Annotated in this window: 18 protein-coding genes; all 18 read right to left on the bottom strand. The window is 53.6% G+C overall.

Translation table 11 applies throughout. From position 1 onward, the window contains the following. Positions 1 to 39 precede the first annotated feature (39 nt). Positions 40 to 1650, bottom strand: a complete 1611-nt coding sequence (locus tag MKX51_RS15165) for a bifunctional metallophosphatase/5'-nucleotidase (protein WP_340992970.1) — start codon at positions 1648 to 1650, stop codon at positions 40 to 42. A gap of 24 nt (positions 1651 to 1674) precedes the next feature. Beyond that, the gene (locus MKX51_RS15160; RefSeq protein ID WP_340992969.1) at positions 1675 to 2502 is read right to left on the bottom strand and encodes a carbohydrate ABC transporter permease; all 828 of its coding nucleotides are present in this window, start codon (positions 2500 to 2502) and stop codon (positions 1675 to 1677) included. 12 nt (positions 2503 to 2514) lie between these two features. After that, positions 2515 to 3399, bottom strand: a complete 885-nt coding sequence (locus MKX51_RS15155) for a carbohydrate ABC transporter permease (RefSeq protein ID WP_340992968.1) — start codon at positions 3397 to 3399, stop codon at positions 2515 to 2517. Between the two features lie 85 nt (positions 3400 to 3484). Further along, the gene (locus MKX51_RS15150) at positions 3485 to 4780 is read right to left on the bottom strand and encodes an ABC transporter substrate-binding protein (RefSeq protein ID WP_340992967.1); all 1296 of its coding nucleotides are present in this window, start codon (positions 4778 to 4780) and stop codon (positions 3485 to 3487) included. A 255-nt stretch (positions 4781 to 5035) separates the two neighbouring features. Further along, a complete protein-coding gene (locus MKX51_RS15145; protein WP_340992966.1) occupies positions 5036 to 5881 on the bottom strand; it encodes a response regulator transcription factor in 846 nt (281 codons plus the stop codon). After that, positions 5878 to 7677, bottom strand: a complete 1800-nt coding sequence (locus MKX51_RS15140) for a cache domain-containing sensor histidine kinase (protein ID WP_340992965.1) — start codon at positions 7675 to 7677, stop codon at positions 5878 to 5880. Before MKX51_RS15140 ends, MKX51_RS15145 begins: the two co-directional genes overlap by 4 nt. 164 nt (positions 7678 to 7841) lie before the next feature. Continuing rightward, the gene (locus tag MKX51_RS15135) at positions 7842 to 8807 is read right to left on the bottom strand and encodes an acyltransferase domain-containing protein (protein WP_340992964.1); all 966 of its coding nucleotides are present in this window, start codon (positions 8805 to 8807) and stop codon (positions 7842 to 7844) included. Between the two features lie 28 nt (positions 8808 to 8835). After that, a complete protein-coding gene (locus MKX51_RS15130) occupies positions 8836 to 9513 on the bottom strand; it encodes an MBL fold metallo-hydrolase (protein ID WP_036726939.1) in 678 nt (225 codons plus the stop codon). 166 nt (positions 9514 to 9679) lie between these two features. After that, positions 9680 to 10177 (bottom strand): DinB family protein, encoded by a 498-nt coding sequence (locus tag MKX51_RS15125; RefSeq protein WP_340992963.1) that lies wholly within the window; start codon positions 10175 to 10177, stop codon positions 9680 to 9682. Between the two features lie 95 nt (positions 10178 to 10272). After that, on the bottom strand, positions 10273 to 10977 hold the full coding sequence (locus MKX51_RS15120; RefSeq protein ID WP_340992962.1) for an SGNH/GDSL hydrolase family protein: 705 nt from the start codon (positions 10975 to 10977) through the stop codon (positions 10273 to 10275). Positions 10978 to 10997: 20 nt separating this feature from the next. After that, complete coding sequence (locus tag MKX51_RS15115) at positions 10998 to 12107, bottom strand: glycoside hydrolase family 88 protein (RefSeq protein ID WP_340992961.1); 1110 nt, start codon at positions 12105 to 12107, stop codon at positions 10998 to 11000. Between the two features lie 143 nt (positions 12108 to 12250). Continuing rightward, the gene (locus MKX51_RS15110; protein ID WP_340992960.1) at positions 12251 to 13876 is read right to left on the bottom strand and encodes a response regulator; all 1626 of its coding nucleotides are present in this window, start codon (positions 13874 to 13876) and stop codon (positions 12251 to 12253) included. Positions 13877 to 13883: 7 nt separating this feature from the next. After that, on the bottom strand, positions 13884 to 15611 hold the full coding sequence (locus MKX51_RS15105) for a sensor histidine kinase (protein WP_340992959.1): 1728 nt from the start codon (positions 15609 to 15611) through the stop codon (positions 13884 to 13886). Positions 15612 to 15699: 88 nt separating this feature from the next. Then, a complete protein-coding gene (locus MKX51_RS15100; protein WP_340992958.1) occupies positions 15700 to 16578 on the bottom strand; it encodes a carbohydrate ABC transporter permease in 879 nt (292 codons plus the stop codon). Between the two features lie 13 nt (positions 16579 to 16591). Beyond that, positions 16592 to 17551 carry an ABC transporter permease gene (locus tag MKX51_RS15095; RefSeq protein WP_340992957.1) on the bottom strand — a complete coding sequence of 320 codons (960 nt, stop codon included), beginning with the start codon at positions 17549 to 17551 and terminating at the stop codon, positions 16592 to 16594. Between the two features lie 97 nt (positions 17552 to 17648). After that, positions 17649 to 19358, bottom strand: coding sequence for an extracellular solute-binding protein (locus MKX51_RS15090; RefSeq protein ID WP_340992955.1), 1710 nt, complete (start codon positions 19356 to 19358; stop codon positions 17649 to 17651). A gap of 93 nt (positions 19359 to 19451) precedes the next feature. Next, positions 19452 to 24104, bottom strand: coding sequence for a polysaccharide lyase family 8 super-sandwich domain-containing protein (locus MKX51_RS15085; RefSeq protein ID WP_340992954.1), 4653 nt, complete (start codon positions 24102 to 24104; stop codon positions 19452 to 19454). A 157-nt stretch (positions 24105 to 24261) separates the two neighbouring features. Further along, positions 24262 to 26514 carry a GH92 family glycosyl hydrolase gene (locus MKX51_RS15080; protein WP_340992953.1) on the bottom strand — a complete coding sequence of 751 codons (2253 nt, stop codon included), beginning with the start codon at positions 26512 to 26514 and terminating at the stop codon, positions 24262 to 24264. Between the last annotated feature and the right edge of the window lie 67 nt (positions 26515 to 26581).

Genomic DNA, 26581 nt, shown 5'->3' with positions numbered 1-26581 from the left:
GAGCAAGCCCTCATTCATCAATGAGTGCCTGCTCTTCTGTCAATCCATCCCCACAATAGACCAGTTATGATCGACCTCCGGTATGATCGTCTGGCGCTCCCGGATGTAACGGACCAGCAACTCGCGGACGCTGCAGTCCGACTCCCAGTGCTTGACGGCGCTGACCAGTCCCGAAGCCTTCAACATGCTGCTATACCGGTAATTGTTGACAGCAAGCTGCAACGTATCTGTATCGGCAAGCGTTCTGCCCCGGTAGGCCAGATGGATGATCCGCCGGCCAACAGGCTGCGAGATGTCGATCTGATAATTAATCCCGGCGAACATATCGTAGAGGTAGCTCGGCACCTCGGGATCGGCGGCAATCTCCGTATCCCCGGGCTGCCACTGCCGGAAATGGGCAGCCGAAGCTTCCATATAAGCCTTCAGCTCCTTGCCGGTGACGGTAACCACATACAGTACATTGTCAAAAGGATAAATGCGGTACACATCTGCATACGTCAGCGGTCCCTGCTTCAGATCCGCCTTGTCGTTGAACAGGCTGGTGGCGGCAACATCCGCTCCGCTGGCCTCCAGCATGGCCCGCTGGATCAAGGTAATGACCGCCGTATCCTGCACACGCCCCGCCGGCAGACCGGCAGCAGTCTCTTCAGGCTGGAAATCGGCGGCCGCATAGCCCAGAATGCCGCCCTCCCCCTCTATCGAAGAGCCTCCGCCGCCTTCGGCGATGAACCGGAGGGTCTCTTCATGCGCCCCGGTGATCAGCTTGCGCAATTCCTGGTCCGGCGCCCAGCCGCTCATGTCTACCACCGTGACCTCGCGGCTCACAACCTTGGGTTGCCCGTTGTCCAGCTCCAGTGTCAGGTCGAAGCGTACAACTTCCCTTCCCCGGTCACGCGGTCCTCCAATGACCGTACTCCCAATCCGCTGGTTCACGGTAATATGCATATGGCCGACCAGCAGCACATCTGCTTCAGGAACCAGCTCCGCAATCCGTCCGGCGGCATCCGAGCCGCCCTCTTCATCGAACTCTGCAACCATGCCCGCATGGGCGCTGATCACAATCAGGTCCGCCTTCCCTTCCGCGCGTAGCGAGGCCGCCATAGCCTGCGCAGTCTCGGCCATATGTCCGAACCTTAGGCCCTCTACCTTACTTCCATCCCAGCGCGGAACGTTCGGATTCGTCAGTCCAATTACCGCCACCCGGATGCCGTGTTGTTCAAGGATCACATACGGCTCGGCAAATGGCCTGCCCTCTGAATCCCAGACATTCGCCGCGAGCACCGGGAAGCTCAGCTCCTGCCGGATTCGCTCAATCAGGCCAAGGCCGAAGTTAAACTCATGGTTGCCCAGTGTCAATGCGGCATAGCCCATGGCATTCAGCGCTGACGCGACCGGATGCCTGTCATCCGGCCGCTTATTGTAGACATCGTCAGTCAGCATATTCCCCTGGAAGACATCGCCGTTATCGATCAGCAGAATCTCCGTCCCGCTCTCCCTAAGTTCGCGGACATAAGCGGCTACTCTGGCGAGCCCGTCATTTACGGTATCGAGACCGTCTTCGTAACGGTAGCCCCACAGATTGCCATGAACATCCGAGGTTGCGATAATCACGATCTTGCGCAGGTTACGGCTTGCTGCCGGTTCCATCATCTCGTTCACCCTTCTTCCGTCTCTTCATTTCAGAATTGCGCCTGCGGTGAAGCTCTTCTCCATCTGGTCGCTGAACAGCACATAAGCGAGCAGAATCGGCAGCGTAGAGATCACCATGGCTGCAGCCAGCGGTCCCCAGCTAATGCTGTATTGGCCGCTGAAGTTCATCAGCCCGAGCGGCAGCGTCCGCAGCGTCTCCTTCTGGATGAAGGTTGCCGCCATCAGCAGCTCATTCCATACGGCGAGGAACACGAAGATGGCAACCGAGGCCAGCGGCGGCTTCAGCAACGGCAGCACGACCTTGAAGAAGGACTTTACTACCCCGCAGCCGTCGATGAACGCAGCCTCCTCCAGCTCCTTCGGCATGCTCCGCAGGAACGCAGACAGCATATAGACGCCAATCGGCAGATTCACAGCGATGTACGGCAGGATAATCGACAGCCGCGAGCTGAGAAGGCCGAGATTCTTCAGGATCATGAACAGCGGAATCAGCGTAGCGTGAATCGGCACCATGACTCCCATGAGCAGAATGAACAGAATCAGTCCGTTATATTTGAATCTCATCCGTGTCAGCGCGTAAGCCATCATTGAAGCGAGCAGCAGCACGCAGAAGAGGGTAATCAGCGTAACTGACACACTGTTGAAAAAGTATTGATTCACCTTGGCGCTTACCCAGGCCTCTGAGAAATTGCTAAACCGCCACTCCGTGGGCAGCGCCCAGACCACTCCGCCGATAATCTCCGAATTATCCTTAAACGCACTTACCACAAGCCAGTATAGCGGGAACAACTGGAGGACGGCAATGAGGATCATCAGCAGATAGATGCCTGTATTTTTCGTAGTCTTCAGCATGTCCGGTCCTCCTTAATATTCAATTTTTTCACGGGTCAGCACTTTATTGAGTACCCAGGCAATGATCAGACACTCCAGCACCATGAACACGGCAAGCGCACTGCCGTAGCCGAAGTTCTGCTTCAGGAACGCTTCCTGGAACATTTTCAGGGCAATCATGGTCGTGGAATGCAGCGGTCCGCCATTCGTCATAACATACACACTTTCAAAAGTCTTAAGCGCATAAATCACGTTCAGCACGACACAGATCCGCAGCACATCAGACAATAACGGAAGCGTGATATAACGGACGGCCTTCCAGCCGACAGCACCGTCCAGCTTCGCGGCCTCATAGTACTGCTCTGAGATACCCTGGATACCAGCGAACAGGATCAGCATGTTATAGCCTACATAATGCCAGGTCGTTACGATCAGGACTGACAAGAGTGCCGTTTTGGTATCTCCAAGCCAGGCCTGGGCCCAACTGCCGAGGTGAGCGGCTTCCAGCAGCGTGTTCAGCATCCCGATGTTCGGATCGTAGATTTTGACCCACAGCAGACTGACCATCGTCGTTGACATCACCACCGGGAAAAAGTAAATATTGCGGAACCATTTGCGTCCCTTCATTTTACGGGAGACCAGCAGGGCCAGGCCGAACGAGAGCGGCAGCTGGACGAACACGCCTGTCAGCAGGAAGGCCACACTGTTCCATACCGCCTTCCAGAAGCTTTTATCTGCGGTGAACATCTTGGTGTAATTGTCCAGGCCCACGAAGGCCATAGGGTTAATTCCGTCCCACTCCTGGAAGCTGTAATACGCCGTCATGAGAATTGGCACGAAATAGAAGATCAGAAATACGGTTAAACCTGGCACTAGAAACAAAGCGATTAATTTCTTATCCGAGAGCGCTCTTTCCATCACTATCCACCTATCAGAGTGCAGAAAAGCGATGCGGTCCAAGAGACTGCATCGCCTTTCCCCTATTATATTTGTAATGCGCGTCTTACTCTGCCGAACGAAGCAATGTTTCCAGCTGGGCGGTGTATTCCTCAGGCGTCAGATTGCCGCCATAGAGCTGCTGCGTCATATCGCGGTATTCCTGGCCTGTATCTGCCGACAGCAGGCCAAACCACATCGCCTGGGTTTTGGCTGTTTTGCTGATATCCGTAGCATAAGCGGAGAGCTGCTCATTCTGCGACTCCGACTTCACTTCGCTGGCCGCATAGCCCGGCAGGCCTTTACGTACGAACTCATCATTGAGCTTAAGGGACAGCTTAATCGCGAATTCCTTGGCTTTGTCGAGATGCTTGGAGCTGTTGTTCACGAACAAGGAGTAAGGTGCCGCCGAGTTCTGGAAGCCGATCGTTGCACTGTAGACATCCTCTGCACCAGTCTTCGGGAAAGCGATATATCCGAGATTATCGCCCATGGCCTTCGACAGCGCGCCGAAGTTGAAGCTACCGTCAATCCAGATTAGCGCCTTATCATTCTTGAACAGCTCCTGGGCATCCAGGTAAGCCGAGCCGAGGAAGCCTTTCTGGAAGGCATTGCTGCTTACCAAGGTGGCTACCTGCTTCGCCGCATCTACAAATGGAGCATCTGTAAACTTCGCATCGCCTTTAATCGCATTGTCGAAGACGTTAACGTCCTGACGTGCTACAAGCAGGTTGTACAGCAGATCACCCTGCCATCTTTCCTTGCCGCCGAGGGCGATAGGGATGATCCCTTTATCATCGGCTTTGGATACCAGCGCCTGAAGATCGTCCCAGGTTGCAGGAGGCGTAGCGCCCAGATCGCTCATCAGCTTTTTGTTATAGTAGAAGACCAGGGTTGTGCTGATATTGGAAGGAACGGAATAGATATTGCCGTCTTCTTCTTTCACCAGCTGGTTGTCCAGAAATTTCGCGCCAAGTCCTGTGGAATCCAGGGTATCGTTCAGCGGGGCTACCGTTTTCGATTGCAGTACAGGTGTCCGGTAGGACTTCCCGGCATGCTGCTGGAATACATCCGGAAGCTCATTGGCAGCCAGTGCAACACTGATTTTGGTCTTGTAGGTCTCGTCCTGTATGTACTCATAATTCAAATCCACGCCGACTTCCGCTGCGGTAGCCTCGGCAGCAGCCTGATACATCGGATCTGCATCGAACATCCATAAGGAGACAGATTCCTTGCCTTCCGCCGCTTTCGCATCCTGATTCTGAGTTGCCCCTTCGTTACCGTTAGCTCCTCCGCAAGCACTAAGCACTACACTGCTAAGCGCGATGGATGCTGCAACTACCCCAAGCTTTTTTCCGAACATTTGTGTTGGACCACCTTTCAATATTTCGGGATTTGACTTACAGGTATCATCTTAACAAGTGAACCGCCGTGTACGAATGGAGATATGTTGGTTTTAACAGTAAAATTTTTAGGTGTGTCAGGTAAGTTTACACTCAATTTACGGGGCGTTCCCATGTTAACGGCAGCTTTACACAGGGTTAACTTTAATCAGTGAAAAGTTATTCAAACGAAAAAGCCCGGCTGCAAAACACCGGACTCTGAGTATAGCTGCTATTTAAGTATCCGAATAGGAACCGCCGTATACGGTATTCGGAGTCATTCCGTAGCGTTTCTTGAAGCATTTGCTGAAATAGAACGGGTCTTTATAGCCCACCTGCCGGGCAATCGTCGCAATCTTGGGTGCCGGGGCTTCCTCCCCGGAGGCCCCCTGGCTGAGCAGCTTCATGGCCTCGCCAAGACGGACGTTCGTCACATATTCTACAAAAGACTCGCCGGTCTCCTTCTTGAACGCATGGCTTAAATAGCTAGGATTCACAAACAGGGCGCTGGCCGTACTCTGGAGTGACAATGTATCCTCGGCATAATGCGCCGTCACATAGGCAATGGTCTTGCCGATTAAGGCCGTGCCGCTGCTCTGCCGCTTCGGCGTACGGGCATCGCCTGCCTGCGACTCCTGCACATCCCCGGCTTTGATTCTGAGCCGGTTGATGTAGCGCTCTGCCTCCCACTTCTCCGTCAGCTGCGTCCGGATCGTGCGGAGGGCCTGTTCGACAGCATCCTCATCGACGGGCTTCAGCAGATAATGGTCCGCTCCAAGCGAAATGGCCTGCTGGGCATAAGAGAAATTATCGTAGCTGGTGATAAAAATCAGCTTGGCTGCCGAATTCAGCTTACGGACTTCCCCAATGAATTCAAGCCCGTTCATATTCGGCATCTCAATATCCGTAATGATGAGATCGATTGGCTGCTCCCCGATGATCTGCAATGCGGCCGTGCCGTCATCCGCTTCTGCGGCGACCTCGAACCCGGCGGCCTCCCAGTCCACCAGACGGATCAGGAGCTGCCTGAAATAATATTCGTCATCCACAATCAGGACGCGGGCTACCGGTGCTGTACTCATAGTCTGACTGTCCCCTCTTCCTGTTCGTTCGTCTGCATAAGCAGTGGCAAGCGCAGCTTCACTTCTACGCCCTGGCCTGGCTCAGAGGTCAGAGAGATTCCATAGGCCCCGCCGAACCGCAGGCGGATGCGGTCTTGAATATTTCGGAGTCCGAAGCTGTACCTCTCCGCATTGTCATGCCCCGACCAGATCATCCGCTTCTGCTCTTCGCTTATGCCTTTGCCGTTGTCGCGTACGGTGAAGCAGAGCAGGCTCTGTCCATTCGTGGTTTCCGCTTCGCAGGTAATTTCACACCAGCCTCCGTCCGCCATCCCTCTAATGCCATGGTGGATCGCATTCTCGACCAGTGGCTGAAGCAGCATGGTCGGCACCAGGCAGGACTCCAGCCCCGGCTCGAACCCTATCCGGTAGTTCAGCTTAGGAAAACGGATCTGCTGAATATACAGGTAGCTCTCCAGATGCTTCTGCTCCTGGGCCACGGTAATGAGCTCCTGTCCGTTGCTAAGTGATATCCGGTAGAACTCACCCAGCGCCTTCAGCATCTTGCTTATGTCCTTCGCCCCCGACATCACCGCCATTGCACGGATCGTATCCAGTGTATTGTACAGGAAATGCGGCTTGATCTGCGAATAGAGCAGCCGCAGCTCCAGCATCCGTTTGGTCCTCTCTTCCGTCTCCACCTGGACCATCAAGCCCTGGATGCGCTCCACCATTTCATTGAAGGTAGCTCCGAGCCGCCCGACCTCATCCTCAGAATCGGCGGCGGCGCGCCGCTCCAGATTCCCGCTGCCCACTTCGACAATTACCTCGCTAAGCTGGCTGAGCGGCCGGGTCAGCCGGCGGGCGAACAGAATAGACAGAAGCACGGCCGACAGGATGCTGATCAGGCTGAACCCGGCCAGCAGCAGAGCGATTTTCCAGTACCCGTAGGTTAGCTCCGATATCGTCACCAGCTGGACTAGCTTCCAGTCATAGGGAGTGAGACTCTGCATGGATACTAAATAACGGTCTCCGGCGACCTCCTGGGTCCGGGCCCCTTGTGAGACTGACTTGACCCAATCCGTGAGGGATGCCTCCGGGACCGGCTGGTTCACCCTTGTGGCTTCATTCGCAGAGATGATTCTTCCATCCCGGTTAATGACCAGCGTAGCGCTCTGCGGGTTCTGTTCATTATGATAGAGGCGGGCAAGCGTCCGCTCGTCAATGTTGACATAGATATAGCCAAGCGGGGTCCCCTTCTCCATACTCTTAATGACCCTGCCCACACTGATCATATTCTTATGCTTCATCCCGGACAGAAAGTCAGGCGTAAGCGAATCCGCCCAGACCGCCCCGCCTCTGGCTGCATCGATCTCCGATTTGGGATAGATTCCCAGACTCTCCCGGGTCACGCCGGTCAGATTGGAGGTGTAATAGAGATTGCCGCTCAAGGATTCTATAATTACGGAATCAATATTCGGCTCAGTCACCAGCATTGCAGCCAGTGTATTGTAGATCGACTTCAGTGCAGCAACATCATTGCCGGCACCGGTATCGCTGCTGAGCAGCTTCTGGGTGTCCTGATTGATCAGCACGAACTTGGTGAAATTCTGGACCGACTGGAACACCGTCTCCATTGACTGCTTGACCAGCCTCACTTCCTGCTGTGAGCTTGCCGTGGTTCTCTCCAGGGTCTGATTGAAGACAATCCGCTGAATGCTGACCATGAAAATCACCAGTGCCAGCAGGACAATCAGGAGGTTGCTTAGCAGAATCTTCCGCCGCAGCGGCATACTTCCGCTGAATAGAAAGGGCATATACGCCCTTAACCTCTTCAAGAGGGATGGATATGGCATGAACCGCTTCATCGTTCCCTCCGTTATATGTATGGTTGTACATGTATTATACACAAATTACAACAACAGAAAAGCAGCGGCTCTCCATAACTTAGAGAACCGCTGCTTGCGGAGTTTTGGCGTAATCAGACTTCTAAGGTAGCATTCACAATCTCATTCAGCTTCTTCAGCTCGCTGGCCATCGGCGTAATCACTGAGCGGACCATATGGGCCAGGGGCTTGCCGAGAATATACTTGCTGAAGTTCTCCAGGGTACCCGACGGGCTCAGATCGAGCAGCAGCCGCGGCCCGCCGGCAGTCAGACCCTCCAGGGCTGTGCGGAAATTCATCGGCTTCCTCACCACATCCCACAGGAAGGATTCATCCACCGTCTGCACATTTTCCCCGGTCATGGCCGATACCAGTGTCACTCCCGGAGCAGGTGTCTTGTAATCGATCTTTTGCATATATGTACGGTAAGGCTTCTCCAGTTCATCGATGAATGCGGAATGGAAGGCGTAGTTCACAGGCAGCTTCAGACTGGCTACACCCTGTGCTCTGAGGAACTGCTGGATTTCGCCAGTATGCCCGCTTCTGCAGGCGATGGTGAAGTGCTTGTCGAAATTCACAGCGATCAGCTCGGAGCGGGTGTTCAGCTCGGCGTTCCGGTGATAGAGCTGCACATGATCCAGAACAGCAATCATCGCGCCGTTGTCGCAGGTATCCTCTAGCAGCCGTACTTGCGTCACAATCAGCTCCAGCACCTGTTCAGGCGTCAGCACCTTAGCCACCGCCAGCGCAACATACTCCCCGAGACTGACTCCCAGCGTGTAGCGTGGGGTTATTCCTTCAGCTTCCAGAGTCTCCGCGAGCGCGTATTGCACCATGAAGATAGCAGGATGGGAATAGACAATATTTTCGAAGCTGGCGCCCTTACTCCGTGTGTTCATATACAGCTCTTCAATCACGCTCTTGCCGGTCAGCCGATGAACAATCCGGTCCAGGCGTTCCATCGATTGCCGGAATACCGGCTGCTTCCCGATCAATTCAAGCCCCATTTTATTATATTGCGAGCCTTGCCCGGAGAACATAAATACGATTTCGCTGTGCATTTCCATCCCCCCCTGATTGTAGAGCGGCTTATTTGAAATCAAGCAGTCGGGCATTATTCTTACGGTTCCTGAATTTCACAAAATGATTGATATCATCAATCTGGAAATACAGATTATTTTTGTAGAGATAGCTCATCTCTTTGCCTGGCGGATCGCCGAAGGAATGTCCCGGGTATACCCGGGTGCTGGGAGGAATCAGCCGGATGAGCCGGTGGATGCTGTTGAACATATCCTCAGCCGAGCCTCCGCTACTGTCGCATAAGCCGCAGCCTTCAATAAATACCGTATCCCCGGAGAACAGATGGTCTTGCCCCCAGTAACAGACACTTCCCTGCGTATGGCCGGGCGTTACAAGACAGGTAATCCGTGAATCACCGATACGAATGAGGTCCATGTCTTCGACGGTTCGGAGCCGGTTGCAGCGGTATTTATAGTAATCTGCCTCGGTTTTGGAGATGTAGACAGTGGGACGGTAGAGCAGTTCAAGCTTCTTCACCATATTGGTATGATCAAAATGAGAGTGGGTCAGCAGAACAGCCGTGACTGTGGCCTCATGCGAATCCAGAATACGGATCATCTGCGATACATCCCAGGATGGATCAACTACAAAAGCTTTGCGGGAAGTCTTGTCAATACCGAGATAAGCGTAGTTCAGAAAATTCATGCAATGCGTTTTAATCGTAAACAGATCATAGGTTGCTTCCATGCCCGCCTCCTTGAAGATTTGATAGATCTAATTACCATAATTTACAGGATGAATCTACTAAATTATCATCTACTTTTTCACGAACTGTCAATGAATGTTATTGCTTCCATACCAAAAAGTCTGCAACCTGAGATTGCAGACTTTTCCACATTTCGGATTATTCTCTTTAAGCAGGATATCCGCCCCCTGGCGGAGGCCACGCACCTTGCAGACGGCGGAGCAGAACAATCTCTCCCAGATGGTAGGAGTTATGGGAGGCGATATTGCGCAGAAGTCCGCCCTTGGTCTCCCCGGGAAAATGGGCCAATGGCTCGTCAAGCTTGGCGCTCTGAGCGATAGCAACCGCCTTATCGACACCTTGCAGCAGATGTGTGATGGCCTCCTGAAGCTGGGCTTCCTCTGCCGGGGCCTTCTCCGCAGGCCAGCTCTCCTGTACGCTTGTAGGCCGCTGAGGCTGGCCGCCCTCCAGGTGGGTCAGCATGAAATCCTGCCAGAAGCCCATATGCTTCACCAGCTGATAGATGGAGTAAGGAATTCCTTCTATTGTATAACCTGCAAGCTCCAGTGTCAGATCCGGCAAGGCCCGGGCGATCGGAATATGCCCGCGCTCTCCCACCAGAGATTTCACCAGCGCTTGACCAAAAGCATGATTGGATTCGGACATCAGTATGCTCCTCCTATTGATTGTGCGAAATATAATTTACCGAAATTCAATATAGCCGGATTCTAATGATTTGTCAATCACAGTATCCTAGGACATCACCACTCTATCCCGTTCTTACCCAAAGTCTCAATTAAAGTCTCTGCCATAATATCATACCCCAGGACATGCGGGTGCAGTCCGTCATCGGCAAGTCCGTCCCGCAGCTGCAGTCTGTCCGCCTGAACCATCCTGGAGTGAAAATCTACATAGATAGCATCATGCTCGTCAGCCAGCACGCGCAACAGCTCATTGGCCTTCTTGATGCCGGTGTTGCGCAGACTGTCATTGCCGGAATGCGGCATATGGGTGGGAAGAACCGAGCAGATTACAGGAATTACAGGATGCCCCTTGGTCTGCTTCACCATATCCAGCACATCGTTGACCAGATCATTTACAATCATCTCTACCGGTTTGCGGTCCGCCTCAGTCCAGCCATCTAAGGCCCAGAAATTATTCACTCCTATCTTGATCACAGCGTATTTAGGTTGCAATTGAATCACATCAGCGGCAAACCTTCCGGCCACATGACTGCTGATATCGCCTCCGATCCCCCGGTTCACTACGAATCTGCCGCTGCGGCCAAAGTAAGCATTCAGCTCCCACATGTGAGTAATTGAATCACCGATAAATACAGCATCTACCGGCAGCTTGTGCGTAACAATAACCTCATTTCCGATGTCGAATTCCCCTCTGCGGCTGTCAGCCGCAGCAATCAGCCCGAAATTACCAGGCTTCAGGATCGTTCTGCGTGCAGTTATCATCTTACAATCAACCTCTCTGGTTATAAGTTCTTGAGACGCTTAAGCGCTTCCACAAAATAATAGTCTCCGAAGATGAGCGGACGGTCTACGTAGATCTCTCTATCATAGTAACCTGTCGCATGAAGCAGAAGTCCCTCCTCCTCTGTGCCCCATGCGCCATAATTCTCATACAGGGAACGGAGTATGGCTTCTGCGGCCAGCGTATATTCCCTTCCATCCGCCGGGTGCATCACTTCGGCCAGCTCCAGCAGTCCGACAGCAGCAATGGCTGCGGCTGAAGAATCCCGCGGCATTCTCCCAAGCTCGTGCTCCGGCAGACGGAAATCCCAATAAGGCACTTTATCCTCCGGCAGATTCTCCAGGAAGAAGGCGGCAACCTTCCGGGCAGCTTCCAAATATCTGTCTCGGCCCGTATACCGGTAGCTAAGCGCAAATCCGTACAGTGCCCAGGCCGCACCTCTGGACCAGGCGGAATCCGCTGCATATCCCTGTCCGGCCAAGGCTTCAAGCCGTTCTCCTGTAACCGGATCGAAGCAGACAATATGATGGACCGAGCCGTCCGCCTGTATGAACTCCCGCAGCACGGTATCGGCATGAAGCTCTGCGATGTGCCTGAACCTCGGGTCGGCAAGCTCCCCGGATGCCCAGTACAGCAGAGGCAGATTCATCATACAATCAATAATTGCCCAGCCGGTGTGATCCTCACCGCCCCAATTGGGCCAAGCCCGGATGAAGCCGCCTGCCGGATTGAATCTGCCCGCCAGCAGGCTGGCCGCCATCAAGCCATGCTCTCTCGCTTCCTCTTCCTTAAGCTGCTCATACTGCCTGACGCTGCTTAGCTCAAACATAAATCCCACATCATGATGCAGCAGCCCGAAGCTATCCCATAGGGTGCGGCTGATTTGAGATTCACACTGCACCGCCAGCTCCTTAAGCCTGTCCTCTTCTGTCTCTTCATACACCAGCCATAGGATTCCGGGCCAGAAGCCGGCAATCCAGTCATGGGCAGCGGCTAACTGATAGCGGCCACACACCGATCCGTTAGGGAAGCCTGCGCCTATTGTATGGCTGATCCGCATGATTTTGGCGGTGACCTCCTGCCATGCCTGCTCTGTCCATTTCTCTTCCATCACCTTGTTCCTCCATGCTTAAGAATCGGATATTGTCCCTACTTATTATGACACCGGGGGAACGGCGAGAATATGACGGGTTCTTAAGATCATGAACATCCGTTAACGTTAGGGAAAGAAGCCAGCTGCAGCCAGACTGAGGTCTACAGCTTACGGAAATTATCAGGTGTGACTCCGTAATACTGCTTGAATCTGCGGATGAAATGCTGCGGACTCTGGTAGCCCACCTTCTCCGTAATCTCGTAGATCTTATAGGAGGTATGCTCCAGCAGGCGCTTCGCCTCCTCCATCCGGGCACGCAGAATATATTCACTCAGATTCATCCCCGTAATCTCCTTATAGAGCTTGGATACATAGACGGAGTGAAGATAGACATGCTCACTGATCGATTGCAGTGTGACATCATGGGCCAGATGCTCATGAATGTAGCTGTGAATCTTCCGGACGAGCTGCCGGTGGGTCTCATCATCCGCAGTCGCTTCCTGGCCGATCAGCGCCTCGATAATAATGCGGCTCCAAGCCTGGAGCTGGCGGGCGGAATGAATAACGCTGCGTTCAGCCTGGAATGAGGCGGTGCCGGTAATGTCCTCCAGTACTTTCCCGTTCTTATGCGCCAGATAAGTGAGGCTGCTTAGCAGATGCAGATAAGCTTCACGCAGGTGGGCCCGCGAATCGGTGCCTAAGGTGTCCAGTTCGGTGAAGATCTCCTGAAGCTTATCATTCAGCTTCTCTATCCGGCCCTGCTCCATCAGCTGAGTCAAGGTAGGCGGCTGGTATAAGGAACGCAGCGGAGTGATGCTTCCGGATACGCCAGACTGCTCCAGTAGGATGCCCCCCTGCCGTTCTGCCGATTTGATCACACTGGAGAGGACAGAGGAATACGCAGTGCTAATATCGGCCGGGAACCGGGCGGTGCCCGAGATGGAGATGATGACCTTATGCTTCAAGTAGTGGTCCACCTGCTCCAGCAGCCGGTTGGCTAAGGCAAGCAGCAGCTCCTGGCAGAACGGACTCCACCGGTCGGCGTCACCGGCATCATCTGCCGCGTGCGGCAATAACAGCAGCGTCAGATTAACCTGAGTGGTGATCCGGCTCCATACATGGAATTGAGGCGACAGCAGATCCTCTGCCATGTTCATCACCGCATACTCCAGGAGCTTGATGTCCTGGGCGGAATAGCTCTCATAGAAGCTGGAACCGAAGTTAATCACCATCAGCTTCACGGAGTCCCCATAAGCATAGGGCATCTGATACATGCTTAGCTTCTCCGTGAGGTAAGTCCGGGTGTAGCCGGAGTGCTGGAGAATTTCGAGCAGCAGGTTTTCTTTTAGGAGCGGCAGGTTCTGGTGAAGCACGGCGGTGGCATGCTCGAATTGGCGGGAATGCTGCTGATGACGCCTGCGTTTGCTGATAATCCTGTCTACAGCGTCCAGCAGCAGCTCATCGCGCACCGGCTTGATGAAATACTCCACTGCATGCAGTTCAAGCGCCTGCTTCGCATATTCAAATTCCGCATATCCGGTCAGCAGAATACAATCGATATCCCATTGATTCTCGTTAATGAAGCCGATCAGCTCCAGACCCGATATTCCCGGCATACGGATATCCGTAATCATAATATCCATCCGGTGATCCTTCAGCAGCTCCAGGGCCAGCCTGCTGTCATACGCCCGGTGAACCGAAGTAATCCCGAACTGCTCCCAGGGCAAGGTAAGCGCGAGCGTATCCACCTGATGCTTGTGGTCATCCACAATTAATAACGAGTACACTTCCGGCTCACTCCCTCTCCGCTTTCTCCCAATACAGCTCGATCCGCAGGCCGCCCAGAGGCGAGGATGCCAGCCGGATGCCCGACTGTTGCCCGAAATAATACTTCAGACGATGATGGACATTCCATAGGCCTGTCTGTTCCGTCAGATGATCGTCAATCTCCACCCTGCGCACAAGATCATCTAGAATATTTTCTGAACATCCCGGTCCATTGTCCTCAATAATTAACCGGCAGGAATGGGGGTCCTCCTGACCCGTAATCATGATCAGGCCATCCGCTACAACCTCCTCCAGTCCGTGAACAATCGCATTCTCTATCACAGGCTGGATAATCAGCCGGGGAATCTTCAGCGCCATCATCGATTCAGGGATAGAGACCGTATAGCGGAATTTGTCCAGTTGATGGTTCATAATATCCATATAGTTCACTGCCAGCTCCATCTCACTCCTCAGCGTCGTCTCCAGCGTCTCATTTCTGGTCGTGTATTTGTAATAATCGCCCAGACTATGGGCCATGGCTATGATGGAGCTGTTCTTGTTCAGCTTCGCCATGTTCACGATGTAGGCCAGACAGTTGTATAGAAAATGGGGGTTAATCTGCGACTGCAGCTGCTTCATAACCGCTTCCCGCGAACGGATCTCTTCGGCGTACACCCGCTTGATCAGATGGTCGATCTCCTGAACCATATGATTAAAGGAATCGAATAGCTGCTGGAATTCATTGCGCTTCAGACTGGTAATCCGGTAAGAGAAATTCTGGTTGCGGATATGCTCCACACTACGGATCAGAATACGAATCGGCACCTGTATGTAGAAGTAGAGCAGGAAGGCGGCTATAATCCCCAGCAGCAGGAGCAGGAACAGAATCACACCGAACAGATTGCGGCTGTCCACCACCGGCTGCAGAATCTCATCCAGCGGCTCGATATCAACCAGACTCCAGTCAATTTTGTGGGAAGGCAGAACATAGAGAATATATTTCTTGCCGTCCACTTCGACGACCTCATGATACTGCTGCTGTGCGTTATGGATCTCCGGGCTGCGCAGCTTCATCACCTGCTGGATTAGCCCGATCCGGGCCGTGCTATTATAGACAATCTGCTCGGGACTATGGTAAAAGAACGCATCGCTGTACCCGCCAAGCTTGAATTCATCCAGCAGATTCATAATATTCTTGGTGAAAAAATCCACGCGGATAATAAAATCAGCCTTCATCAGATCCGGCGGCTCCGCCTGATACGGGGAGACAAAGAAGCGGGAGAACGCTTCCATTTGTACGCCGCTTACCTCAACCATGTTAAGCTCCCAGTTGGAGGAATAGGCGGAAGCGATTTCTTCCTGGTCGAATTTCGTTGAAGGCATGGAGGACAGAGCCAGATCGTACCTGGGAAAATAAATCGAGATGATGTTCATAATCTGATTCGTAATGCTGAACAGATTGAGCTGGTGCTCCAGCGACTGGATCACATTCAGCCGGTCGTACCCGGACGGGGGCAGATTGCCGTAAGATACTCTTTTCACCTCAGGGTCCTTGGCCATCAGCGTAGCGAACAGCATGTTCTGATCCAGCAGACCTTCTATCCGGTTGAGGAAGTACGAGAGCTTCTCGTCATTGCGGGTATTGATCTGGTTCTCGATAACAGACACGCTTTGCCGGTAGGAATAGGAATACAGCGCCAGAATCAGAATGACGCTGGATACAATGAGCAGGATTACCCTTTTGATTAATTTCACGCCTGCTCCCCCCTTCAGCTCATTCTTCCTCATTATACACAGTAAATGGCTGCTAAGGTCTCCCCTAACAGCCAGAAGTTAATTCGTGTTATTCCTTGACGGAGCCGAGAGTCATTCCTTTGACGAAATATCTCTGCAGGAAGGGGTACACGAGCAGAATCGGGAACGTGCCAATGAAGATCAGGGCTGATTTCAGCGAACGCTCAGACAGATTCTCCAGATCCGTCGGATTCAGCCCAATCTTCGTATAATCGAACCCGGCAATCAGTGCCTGGAGGAAGGTGGCCAGCGGGAACAGCTCTGCCTTGTTCATATAGATCAGCCCGTCGAACCAGGAATTCCAGTGAAATACTATGGTGAATAGGGACAGCGTGGCAATCGAGGGCAGCGATATCGGAAATAGAATCCGGAACAAGATCCGGAAATGCCCGGCCCCGTCAATCATGGCGGACTCCTCCAGCTCCTTCGGTATTCCCCGGAAGAAATTCATCATCAGCACGACATTGAATACATTCACGGCGGAGGGGATGACCAGGGCCCAGATCGAATTGGTCAGGCCGGTCTTTTGCACTACGAGATAAGTTGGAATCAGGCCGCCATGGAACAGCATTGTGAATACGAAGAACCAGGCGTACATTGTTCTGCCGCGGAAATACCGGTCGTCCTTAGACATAGAGTAGGCTGCCAGCATGGTCAAAAACATGGTGATCGCCGTACCCAGAACCGTCCGCAGCACACTCATCTCAAAGGCAATGATAAAATTGTTGCTCGCTAGCGCTTTCCGATAGGCAGACAGATTAAAGCCAACCGGCCAGAACTTCACAAGGTAAGAGGTAGTGGCATAATCTGAGCTGAGTGATACAGCCAGCACATGAACCATAGGCAGGATACAAAGAATGGCCACCAGAGAGAGCAGCAGGTTATTGAGCACCTGGAACATTCGATTGGAGAACGGTATTTTGAGCATAGTCTCTATCCTTTCAGAAAATCCGGTAATCTGCATACTTGCTGGCCAGCCGGTAGGTGATGGCGATCAGTGTAAAGCTGATGACGGATTTGAATAATCCAACCGCTGTCGCCAGACTGAAGGAGCCTTGCAGCAAGCCTACACGGTACACATAAGTATCTATAATATCGCCTTTGTCATAGACTAACGGATTATACATATTGAACACCTGATCGAATCCGGCATTCAGAATATTGCCGAGCGATAAGGTCGCCACCACAATAGCGATGGGGATGACCGACGGGATGGTGATATGCAATGCTTTGCGGAAATTATTGGCCCCGTCTATACCCGCAGCCTCATACAGATTGGGATTGATGCCTGCCATGGCAGCCAGATAGATAATGGTGCCGAAGCCGAATTCCTTCCATACATCACTTGCCACCAGAGTGAACCGGAACCAATTGCCGCTTCCCAGAAATAACACAGGCTCAAGACCCAGCCAGCCGAGGAACTGATTAATCATTCCGCTGGTGGACAGCATGTCTGAGAGAATGCCGCCGAGAATAACCCAATTCAGGAAGTGAGGCAGGTAGACCAGCGATTGTACCGTTCTTTGGAGGAACACAACGCGTATTTCATTGAGCAGAAGAGCGAAGGTGAAGGGCGCTATTGCGCCGCAGATAATTTTGAAGACAGCGATAATGAAGGTGTTCCAGATCACCTGGAGAGCCACGGGGTCATGGAACATGAAGCGGAAATGCTTAAGCCCCACGAAAGGGGAATCCCACATGCCAAGCCAGGGCTTGTAATCCTTGAAGCCAATGATGAAGCCTGCCATCGGTGCATAATTGAAGATCAGCAGCAGAATCACGGAAGGCAGGAGAAACAGGTGCAGCGGCCAGGTTTTCCGCAGATTGAAGCTGCCGCGCAGCTTCGGGATGGGGACAGCGCTTCTCTTGGTTGTGCTAAGATTTACTTTCACGGTTTTCATCCGTTAGGTCTCCTATCGATAAACGTGACTTATTGAATCATGGAACAAGCAAATGTGAAGCAGTAAAGGAAGCTATATTCCACATTTGCTTGTTAGATTATTGACCCGCTGCGGCAGCATTAACCTCCTCTGTAATCTTGGCACCGCCCTGGTCATTCCATTGCTTGACGAAAGTATCGAAGTAATCAAGTGGCTGCTTACCGTAGATAATCTGCAGGAAAGTCTGCTCCTCGAGTGTCGCTAACTGATCCCATTTCTCCTTCATCGTCGGCGTGTTGGCCCCGTAGAAGCCGCTTTTCACATCCTGACCGAATTGCGACTGGGCGACTGCGAAGCCGGCGATAGTCAGCTCGCCGTTGCTCGCTTTCAGCTTCTGCTCGAAGATATTATCCTGCTTGCCGGCAGCCACCCGCTCATAGATATTCGGGCCGCTGACGACATTCATCGGGGCTGTCCCCGAGCCGGGCGACAGGAGCAAATAGCTGTTCAAGCTGACCACTCCGTCCGGAACATCCCAGGAGGGCTTGCCGTCCTTCATCACATAGTCATACCCTTCCCCGTACCCGCGGCCGAACGGGTATGCTTCGTCTTCAATTAAGCCACCGTACATCGTGTCCCAATATTTGAAGATGGCATCCATATGTTCAAAGCCTTCACGGAACACATAGGTTCCATAAGACGGAGGGGACTCCTGCCGTCCGACCACACCATTAATCCCCGAGGGCAGCGGATACGGCTTGATCACGACAGACTCATTCTTCGCTTTGGCCTCAGCTACAGCCGTCCCCACCGGCCATCCGCCAGCCCACCCGGGAGCAAAAGCAATGCCTGCTTTGCCGGAGGTGAAATCAGCCATGGCCTTGGTCGCATCCTGCGTACCGAAATCCGGGCTGATGTATCCTTTTTTGTACCAGTCATTCAGCAGGGCCAGCCCCTCTTTGATAGCGGGCTTCGTGGAGCCGTATTGCAGCTTGCCGTCCTCTCCCTTCAGCCACATGTAAGGCTGATCCTGACCGAAGATAAATGCCGCATCGGCCATATAGTTGTTGGTCGGCTTGTAGAATCCGGAATTGCCGCCGATCGCCATACCGAACGTATCCTTCTTCCCGTTGCCGTCCGGGTCCTGGTTCGTGAAGGCATCCATCACCCGCTGGTACTCCTCAATGGTAGCAGGGGCCTTTAAATTCAACTTATCAAGCCAGTCCTGGCGGACCCACATGACGGTGTCGCCGACGATTCCGTTAGAGATGTTGGGCAGGCCATAGACCTTGCCGTCTCTTTTCACTGCGTTCCATATGTCGGGGTTCTTGGCGTAGGAATCCTTCACTCTCGCTGTCGCATACTTCTCGAAGGCTTCATCGATGGGCTGGATCTTCTTGGAGGCCACCAGATCCTCAAACAAGGTACCCGATACGTACAGAACATCGGGCAGAGTCTCACCGCTGGCCATCGCCAGCCGGACCTTAGTGTCCAGTGAATCGGTCACTACCCATTGATATTTGGTAATAATGCCAAGATTGTCACTGAACCAGCGGGATACCGGATTATTCTCGGGAGTGTCACCGCTGCGCAGCTTGTCGGAAGGCTTCAAGGCAATAGCTGCCGTAATGGTAACCGGCGGATCGAACTTGGTGCGGTCATTCTCCTTCGGCGGAGCCGACGGCGCCTCACTGGCCGCCGCCGCCGGGCTTGTGTCCGGACTTGCGGCTTGCCCTTCCTTGCCGGTGCTGTTGCCGGAGCAGCCGGCCAGAAGGCCTGCGCTTAGGATAACGCTTACAATCGCTGTTAACGTTTGCTTCTGTTTCATCTTATCCCCCCAAGTATGCTCTTGCTTGCTCTTTCATTATTGCACTCCGGCCATGCCATTAACATGACCGGAATTTAAGATTATGAACTTTCGTTAATCACCTGAAATCTCACTGAGAATCTCGACCTTGCCGATTTGCGGGTTCCAGCTTTTCTCTGGTGTTACCTTGCTGACGATCTTCAGATACCTGGTTCCGGCGGGGACTTCTCCGCTGTAATTAACCTCCTTCCAGTTGCCCGTACCTGCAGATTTCTCCGGGGTGAACAGACTGTAGGCCAGGTTATCCGCCGAGACATAGAATGCCAGATCACCGGCTGCTGCTTCATTCGGCCAATACCAGGCCTTAACGGCAAACTGCTTCATATCCATGTCCGCGGCAGCCTTATAGACCATGTGCTCCTCCGTGTTGGTCTTCCTCGCCAGCCGGGAGGTATCCCCGCCGAAGTTGCCCGGATTCGTGGTGTCGAAGAACAGGCTGCTGCTGTGGGCATTCATTTTGCTGAAATCATACAGGTGATCCGTCAATAACATGCTCGCCGGCTTCGGAATCACGCTGAGTGTCTCCACGCTCCCGATCTGCGGATTCCAGACGGCATCAGGGCTGATTCCGTAGACAATCTTCAGATATTGCGTACCTCTGGGCAGCACTCCGCTGTAGGTGACCTGATCCCAGCTGCCATAGACAGCCGCTGTGACTGAGGTCACCGGGGTGAACGGAGCGTAAGTGTTATTGTCCTTAGAGGTATAGAAGGTAAGCTCCTCCGTTTCTTCATACGGCCAGAACCAGACCTTGGCGGCAAACTGCTTCAGGTCCATATCCGGCGCTGCCTTATAAATTACATATTCATTACTGTTAGTGAGCCGCACCAGCCGGGAAGCATCCGCACCAAAGCTGGCCTGATTAGCACTGCTGATCGACAGATTGGCGCTGTGGGCGAACATCTTGCTGTAATCATAGACTTCATCGGTTACCGTAACGGCCTGAGGAACAGGTACTTTGCTGGTAATCTCCGCTTGGCCGATCTGCGGATTCCAGAAATTACCGGTGCTGTGCATATAGACAATCTTCAGATACCCGGTTCCGGCAGGCAGGCTGCCGCTGTAATTCACTTCTTTCCAGCCTGCGGACCCGGCGGTCTTCTCCGGGCTGAAGGGGCTGTAGGTTATATTGTCAGGCGAAGTGTAGAACGCGAAATCAGTGGTGGACTCACTGGACCAGAACCAGGTCTTAAGCTTGAAGTCCGTCATCTCCTTATTGTCTGCGGCCTTATACACAATGTACTCATTGGTATTCTTGGTCCGGATTAGCCGCGAGGTATCCCCGCCGAAGGTCTTCCATTCTCCCCGGTCAAAGCTGAGATTAGCGCTGCGGGCGAACAGGCCGGTGAAATCGTCCAGGTCGTCCACCTGAGTCACCGTGCTTGGCACTGGCGGTACCGGCTCCGTGACCGGAGGAGGAGTCGGTGCCGGCAACGGCGTCAGGACAGCTGGATCATACTGGAACTTCACCTTATGGGAGCGGCCATCTTTGTCGCCGGTATTCACCACGAACTTGATCGTCGGACTGAGCTGGAGAACGGTAATACTGGAATCCTTGGTGAGGACCGACAAGCCTTCCTTGTACACTTCATAGGTAACACTGGACTGGAGTTGTGCAGGGTCGGATACCGCTATATCGAGCTGCGCGTTATCATCCTTGAGCATAATGGAAGACGGGGTGTAGGCCGTCAGCCTCCCGACGGTGCTGGGCTTCCAGAAGTTAGCTCCGGTGATATTCTGTACCTTATCACGAACCGCCTGGATGTTGGTATTATTCGAGAGGATCTCGATCTCGGGATTGCTGCTGTAAGCGGCTGTCTGTGCGGCAGTCTTACCCGGCAGCAGAACATAGGCATAATCCTTGTTGACCGGATTCGCACCATGGTCAACCCAGAGCGTCAGATAATTCTTAGATAATTGAGTGGCTGGACCGCCGGTATTCAGCTCGGACCAGCTGCCCGTAGAGGCCGCTCTTAGGCCTTTGACCGCAGCCGGCTGCGGGAAGTAGTACCCCCCGGTGCCTTCCAGATGCGCATAAGAGACATTGTCCATCTCCTCCGTCCAGCCCAGCGCCGTGGATTTGGCAACGCCATTGACGCTGAACGCTTCATCCCCGAATGTCTTCTGTACGTTATGAAGCGGGTCCAGTACCGTTCCCAAGGAACTCGGAGCGTACAGCTGGATCTCGGAGACTCTGTACATGAGATCTTCATCGTTGCCGTGGAAGGTGAACTTCACGTATCTGGCGGTGGTGTCGGTGAAGTCAAATGCCTGAATCTCGGAGGTCAGCCCGTTGACTTGTCCGCCATAGACCGATGTCCATACCGTATTATCCTGCGAGGTCTCCACATCGAAGGCATACTGCCGCTCATTGCCCATGGCGAAGCTAATGCCTGCATAGCCGAGCGGCACAGCTGTTCCCAGGTCGTACTTCAGCCATTTCCCCGCTCCCTCTGCACTCCAGAAGGTGGTGATATCGTTATCCTTGACCAGCTGAACGCTGGAGGAATCCAGGCTATCGGTTACGGAGGCAACGCTTAACGGAGTTACGGTCAGCGGAATGATCGGGTTGCCTGCTGCACTAGGCGCATACAGCTGCAGCTCGTTAATGCTGTTCCACAGATTCGACGAGTTCCCGTGGCCGACCAGCTTAACATATCTCGCTTCGGTATCCGGGAAGTCGAACATTTGAATCCGGGAATCATCCACCTTGCTGGAGCTTCCGCTGAACACCGTGCTCCATGTCAGGTTATCCTGGGAGACCAGAATGTCGAAAGAGGTGGTTCTTGAATTTTGCACAAAAAAGTTAATCCCCGCATACCCTACCGGCTGCGTCTTGCCCAGATCGTATTGAATCCACTGGCCGTCCCCTGACGAGGACCAACGGGTGCCCAGGTTATTATCATAGGTATTTACGGGCAGATTGCCGTCGTTGCCGCTGTCACTAACGGCATAGATTTTAAGGCGCACGGGTTCGCTGCCGGATGGCACTGCTGCCGGAGAGGCGGAATCAATCCCCCGGGTGGTGTGAGACTTGTTCAGCATCCGGTTCTCGATGGTCGTCTCAATGGTCCGGCCATCTGTACTCTTGATGCCCGTTCCAAGCGCAACTACCTGGTCACCCAGCATGAACCAGGACTTCTTGGCGGTCAGGGTACTACCGTAGCCTTTGAGGTCCATGCCCACGGTGGCGGATTCTCCGAGCAGCTCCGTGCCTCCGGCCCATGTCTTCGGACTGATGAAGCCTGCCCCTTCCCCATCCGTAGTTCTTGCCATCGTATCTACAGTCGTTCCTGGCAGCCGGTATTTATTGACGGTTGGCCAGTAGTCGGTATATTGCTGAAGATCATTATTGTACAGGGAGGTCATACCTGCCCCGGTATACCAGCCCTTCAGGTTCTCCCCGTTCGTAGATTCATAGGTGCCGATCCGCTTGGAAGACATGCTGACCCCGAAACCGAAATCCGGGCGCAAATGAACCGCACGGTCCATTCCCGCGAACACCTTGGTTTGTATTTGCTCCGGTCTGAGTGTAATGCTGCTGTCATTCATGATTTCTTTGGCTGACAGGGCTATGCTCAGGCTTGCATCCTTATAGAAGCTGAAGGCGGTGTCTGATTGAATCCAGGCCTTCACCATGGATTTCATCCGTTGCGCATCCGCCGCCGGAGCCATCTGGGCCAGCCGGATGATCGCCGCAATGGTGTTATGGCCTACTACATGGTCCTGCTCATAGTTTCTGGAGATGGCTCTGCCGCGTACCATATCCATCATCGCACCCTTGTAAATTACGGGCTCATAGGAATCATACACCCACGAATAGACATGGCTTAATCCTGGAACCACCGGCTCCCATGAGGTGCCGCCCAGCAGGAATAACACATTGGACAGCTCCTGCAGCAGACTTACCCCATAGCTTCCGGTATACGCATACACATTGTGCTGAATGAACGATCCATCCTTGTAGAAGCCGTCCCCTTCTACGGTATAGTCGAATATTGGCGTCAGCGCATCTCTGGCTGCAGTCAGCTTGGCGGCAGATTTCACAATGACCCCGCGCAGCGCAACGACGTTGCTTTTCCAGGCGAGATTTGCACCGGTAGGGATAAATTGTCCTTTGTTCACTTTTGCCGGATCGGGTGAAAAAGCTTCAACGGCCTTCATGTAATTCGTAATCTTCTCTTGTGTGGCCGACAGATCATAGTACATGAGCACAACGATGTCGTTCAGGTGCAGAGGGGTTCCAATCTCCCAATCCCACCAGTTGTCATATTCGGACTTGGTCTCATTGTAGCGGTGCGTGTACATCCAATCCAAAGCCCCGATGATATCATTCTTCAGCCCGGTATTGCCGTATAGACTGGAGCCGGGGGTACTGTATGCCAGGGCCATGCCTTTGATCCGCAGATAAGCCCCGGTGATCTCAGAGGAACTGGTCATACTCGTCAAGTCACTCCAGAGATACGTTCTGGCAGCGGAGGTATCCATGGTACCCCAGCTGGTCTGGCTGATACTGTTCAGCTTGTACGCAATATCCGGGTCAGTGTTGTCAGTCTCCGTTCCCCCGGTTAAGCCCAGCTTCCACTTCGTTCTCATGCTGTCATACTCGTCCGCAGCGCTCACTCTGGTTGCCCCCCATGTTCCGACTAACGAGACAAGCAATGCGGCAATCAGCAGCAGGCTTACTCTGGACCTTAAGTGGTTCATTAATCCCATCCCCTTCATGATCAGATTGTTCTTGCAGGAATGTATGCGTTTACATAATTAGATGGCTTACCCCTGATCCATGTCCTCCTTCCCGGCATTATTATTGCACCGCCGGGTGGAGAAGGATATGAACATTTCTGAAGATGATGAGCTTTTGTTAACTTAGTGGGACCTGCTGCCTTGGAACAGACATAGAATAGGGCAGATATTGATGCTCAGCCGCAGCAGAACAAGGACTGTCTGACATTGTGTACTGAATCAATGCGCCTGCCATAAGCTCTTGATGCGTGAAGAACAAGGAGCGGTGCGGCTGTCCATTCAGACATACGCTGCTGACATAGCAGGCCTCCGCCCGGTTCCCGGCCTCCGAATCCCCCTCGGCTTCAATAATAATCTGCTTGCCGTTCTCCAATTGGATCGTAATACGTTGATACAGAGGGCTGCCGGTCACATACTCAGGCACTCCCGGACATAGAGGATACATCCCTAGCGATGTGAAAATATACCAGGCACACAGGCTGCCGTTATCCTCATCTCCCGGCAGCCCTTCCACCCCGGAGCTGAACAGCTCCCGGGCCAGTCTGGAGGTCCAGTACTCTGTCCGCTCCGGAGCGCCCAGTGCTGTGAACAAATACGGGATATGGAAGCTCGGCTGGTTGCTGATCGCACATTGGCCGAAATCGACCGCAGCCATCTCGGACATCTCGTGGATCTCGAAGCCGTAGCTGCCCACGCGGAAGACCGGTTCTGCGGTCATTAGCTCATCGAGGCGCTGCAATAAGACTTCCTTGCCGCCCATGGCCTCTGCCAGTCCCAGAACATCATGCGGAACCGCCCAGCTGCACTGCCAGGCACTGCCTTCGCAGTAGTCACCGCCCCACTCTTCCGGGTCAAAGGGCTCCGTCCAGCTGCCATCCGCCTGCTTGCCGCGCATGAAGCCCGTTGACGGGTCCAGCAGCTTGGTGTAATGGGCTGCCCGGCTGATCAACAGCTGGTGCTCCTCCTCCTTACCCAGAGCCTTAGCAAACTGTGCAATGCAGAAGTCCCCATATACATAGTCCAGCGTGTTGCTGACACTCTCATGGAATTGATCGGCCGGCAGGAACCCGTATTGCTCATAAGCGGCGAAGCCTTTTCTCCCCAGATGCGGATCAGAGGCAGCTTGCAGGGCATGCTTCAGCAGTCCCTCATAGGCGGTCTCTGCATCAAATTCTCTGATCTCCTTCACATATGCGTCTGCAAATACCGCATCAATCAGGGTTCCGGGCATCATGCTCCGCTCACCGGGAGAAGACCACTTGGGCATCCAGCCGCCTTCGCGGTAAGCATTGACGTAGCCCTGCAAGATCTCCCCCAATCGGGAGGGGAACAGCAGGCTGAACAGCGGGTACGAGGTACGGAAAGTATCCCAGAAGCCGTTATCGCAATACATCGGTCCCGTCTCTACCTTTCCGTTATAGGGGCTGTAATGTACCATCTGCTCTCCGGCAGTGAACTCATGCCACATTCTGGGGAACAGACAGACCCGGTACATACAGGTGTAGAAGGTCCTGACCCGCTCCTCATCCGGGTCCTCCGCCTGAATCCGGTTCAAGATGCCGTTCCAGGCCTGCGTGGCTTCCTCCCGCACCTCATCGAAGGAGCTTGCGCCAATCTCGCGGTCCAGGTTCACCTGTGCCAGCTCCATGCTAATGAAAGAGGTGCCGATCCTCCAGTTGACTCTCCCCGACCCTGGAGGCCGGATGGCGATATAGGCTCCGAGCTGTTCAGCCGTCCCGGACAGGCTTGCGGTCATGGAGGACGGCTCATCCTGAGGATAGAAGAGGCCGCAGTTCGCTGCATCTGTATCGCAATCCCATTCCATTACGAAATACATTGCGAAATTGCCGGGAACTCCCCCGCTGTTAGCCCGGGTATAGCCTGTCAGTCTTCCGGCTGCCGGGTCTATATGGAATGAAGACTCTCCGGCAAAGGGTGCGAGGATCATCCGCGCTGAAGCCTCCTCCCCATATGTCGTGCGGATGCTGGCACATCGCTCTGTGGGGGTTAGCTCCAGTAAAGTCTCATAGCGCCGGAGCCGGATGCTGAAATAATCGGGCTTCACCTGCATGTCTTCGGGGCGGAAGGAGGAGGAACGCTGCGGTGCACCTGTCGTGAGCGGACCGGTCTGCGGGAGAAGGGTCAAATGGCCATAGTCCCCGATCCAGGGACTGGGCTGGTGAGTCAGGCGGATTCCTTCGAACCGGCGGTGTGCGGGATGGAAGAACCAGCCGCCTCCGGCTTCTTGAGTCTGGGCACTCCAGGCGGCCATACCGAAGGGCCGTGCCACCAGGGGAAGTGTGTTGCCGTTCGAATATTCATAGGTGGAAGCGGTGCCTTGTAGCGGATTCACATATTGCAGCAGATTCATGGGTCATAACCTTCCTTTGCGGAGATGAATTCTTGTTCAGCCGAACACCCCCATTGTACTGAACCCG

The organism is Paenibacillus sp. FSL M7-0420, assembly GCF_038002345.1.
Taxonomy (GTDB): domain Bacteria; phylum Bacillota; class Bacilli; order Paenibacillales; family Paenibacillaceae; genus Paenibacillus_AQ.
This window is presented reverse-complemented; position numbering and strand designations above follow the sequence as displayed.

Coding starts and splice junctions, on each gene's coding strand:
- MKX51_RS15085 (WP_340992954.1), bottom strand. CDS start 24,104: ATGAACCACTTAAGGTCCAGAGTAAGCCTGCTGCTGATTGCCGCATTG.
- MKX51_RS15160 (WP_340992969.1), bottom strand. CDS start 2,502: ATGCTGAAGACTACGAAAAATACAGGCATCTATCTGCTGATGATCCTC.
- MKX51_RS15140 (WP_340992965.1), bottom strand. CDS start 7,677: ATGCCCTTTCTATTCAGCGGAAGTATGCCGCTGCGGCGGAAGATTCTG.
- MKX51_RS15130 (WP_036726939.1), bottom strand. CDS start 9,513: ATGGAAGCAACCTATGATCTGTTTACGATTAAAACGCATTGCATGAAT.
- MKX51_RS15155 (WP_340992968.1), bottom strand. CDS start 3,399: ATGGAAAGAGCGCTCTCGGATAAGAAATTAATCGCTTTGTTTCTAGTG.
- MKX51_RS15135 (WP_340992964.1), bottom strand. CDS start 8,807: ATGCACAGCGAAATCGTATTTATGTTCTCCGGGCAAGGCTCGCAATAT.
- MKX51_RS15095 (WP_340992957.1), bottom strand. CDS start 17,551: ATGAAAACCGTGAAAGTAAATCTTAGCACAACCAAGAGAAGCGCTGTC.
- MKX51_RS15150 (WP_340992967.1), bottom strand. CDS start 4,780: ATGTTCGGAAAAAAGCTTGGGGTAGTTGCAGCATCCATCGCGCTTAGC.
- MKX51_RS15120 (WP_340992962.1), bottom strand. CDS start 10,977: ATGATAACTGCACGCAGAACGATCCTGAAGCCTGGTAATTTCGGGCTG.
- MKX51_RS15145 (WP_340992966.1), bottom strand. CDS start 5,881: ATGAGTACAGCACCGGTAGCCCGCGTCCTGATTGTGGATGACGAATAT.
- MKX51_RS15165 (WP_340992970.1), bottom strand. CDS start 1,650: ATGATGGAACCGGCAGCAAGCCGTAACCTGCGCAAGATCGTGATTATC.
- MKX51_RS15090 (WP_340992955.1), bottom strand. CDS start 19,358: ATGAAACAGAAGCAAACGTTAACAGCGATTGTAAGCGTTATCCTAAGC.
- MKX51_RS15115 (WP_340992961.1), bottom strand. CDS start 12,107: ATGGAAGAGAAATGGACAGAGCAGGCATGGCAGGAGGTCACCGCCAAA.
- MKX51_RS15080 (WP_340992953.1), bottom strand. CDS start 26,514: ATGAATCTGCTGCAATATGTGAATCCGCTACAAGGCACCGCTTCCACC.
- MKX51_RS15125 (WP_340992963.1), bottom strand. CDS start 10,177: ATGTCCGAATCCAATCATGCTTTTGGTCAAGCGCTGGTGAAATCTCTG.
- MKX51_RS15100 (WP_340992958.1), bottom strand. CDS start 16,578: ATGCTCAAAATACCGTTCTCCAATCGAATGTTCCAGGTGCTCAATAAC.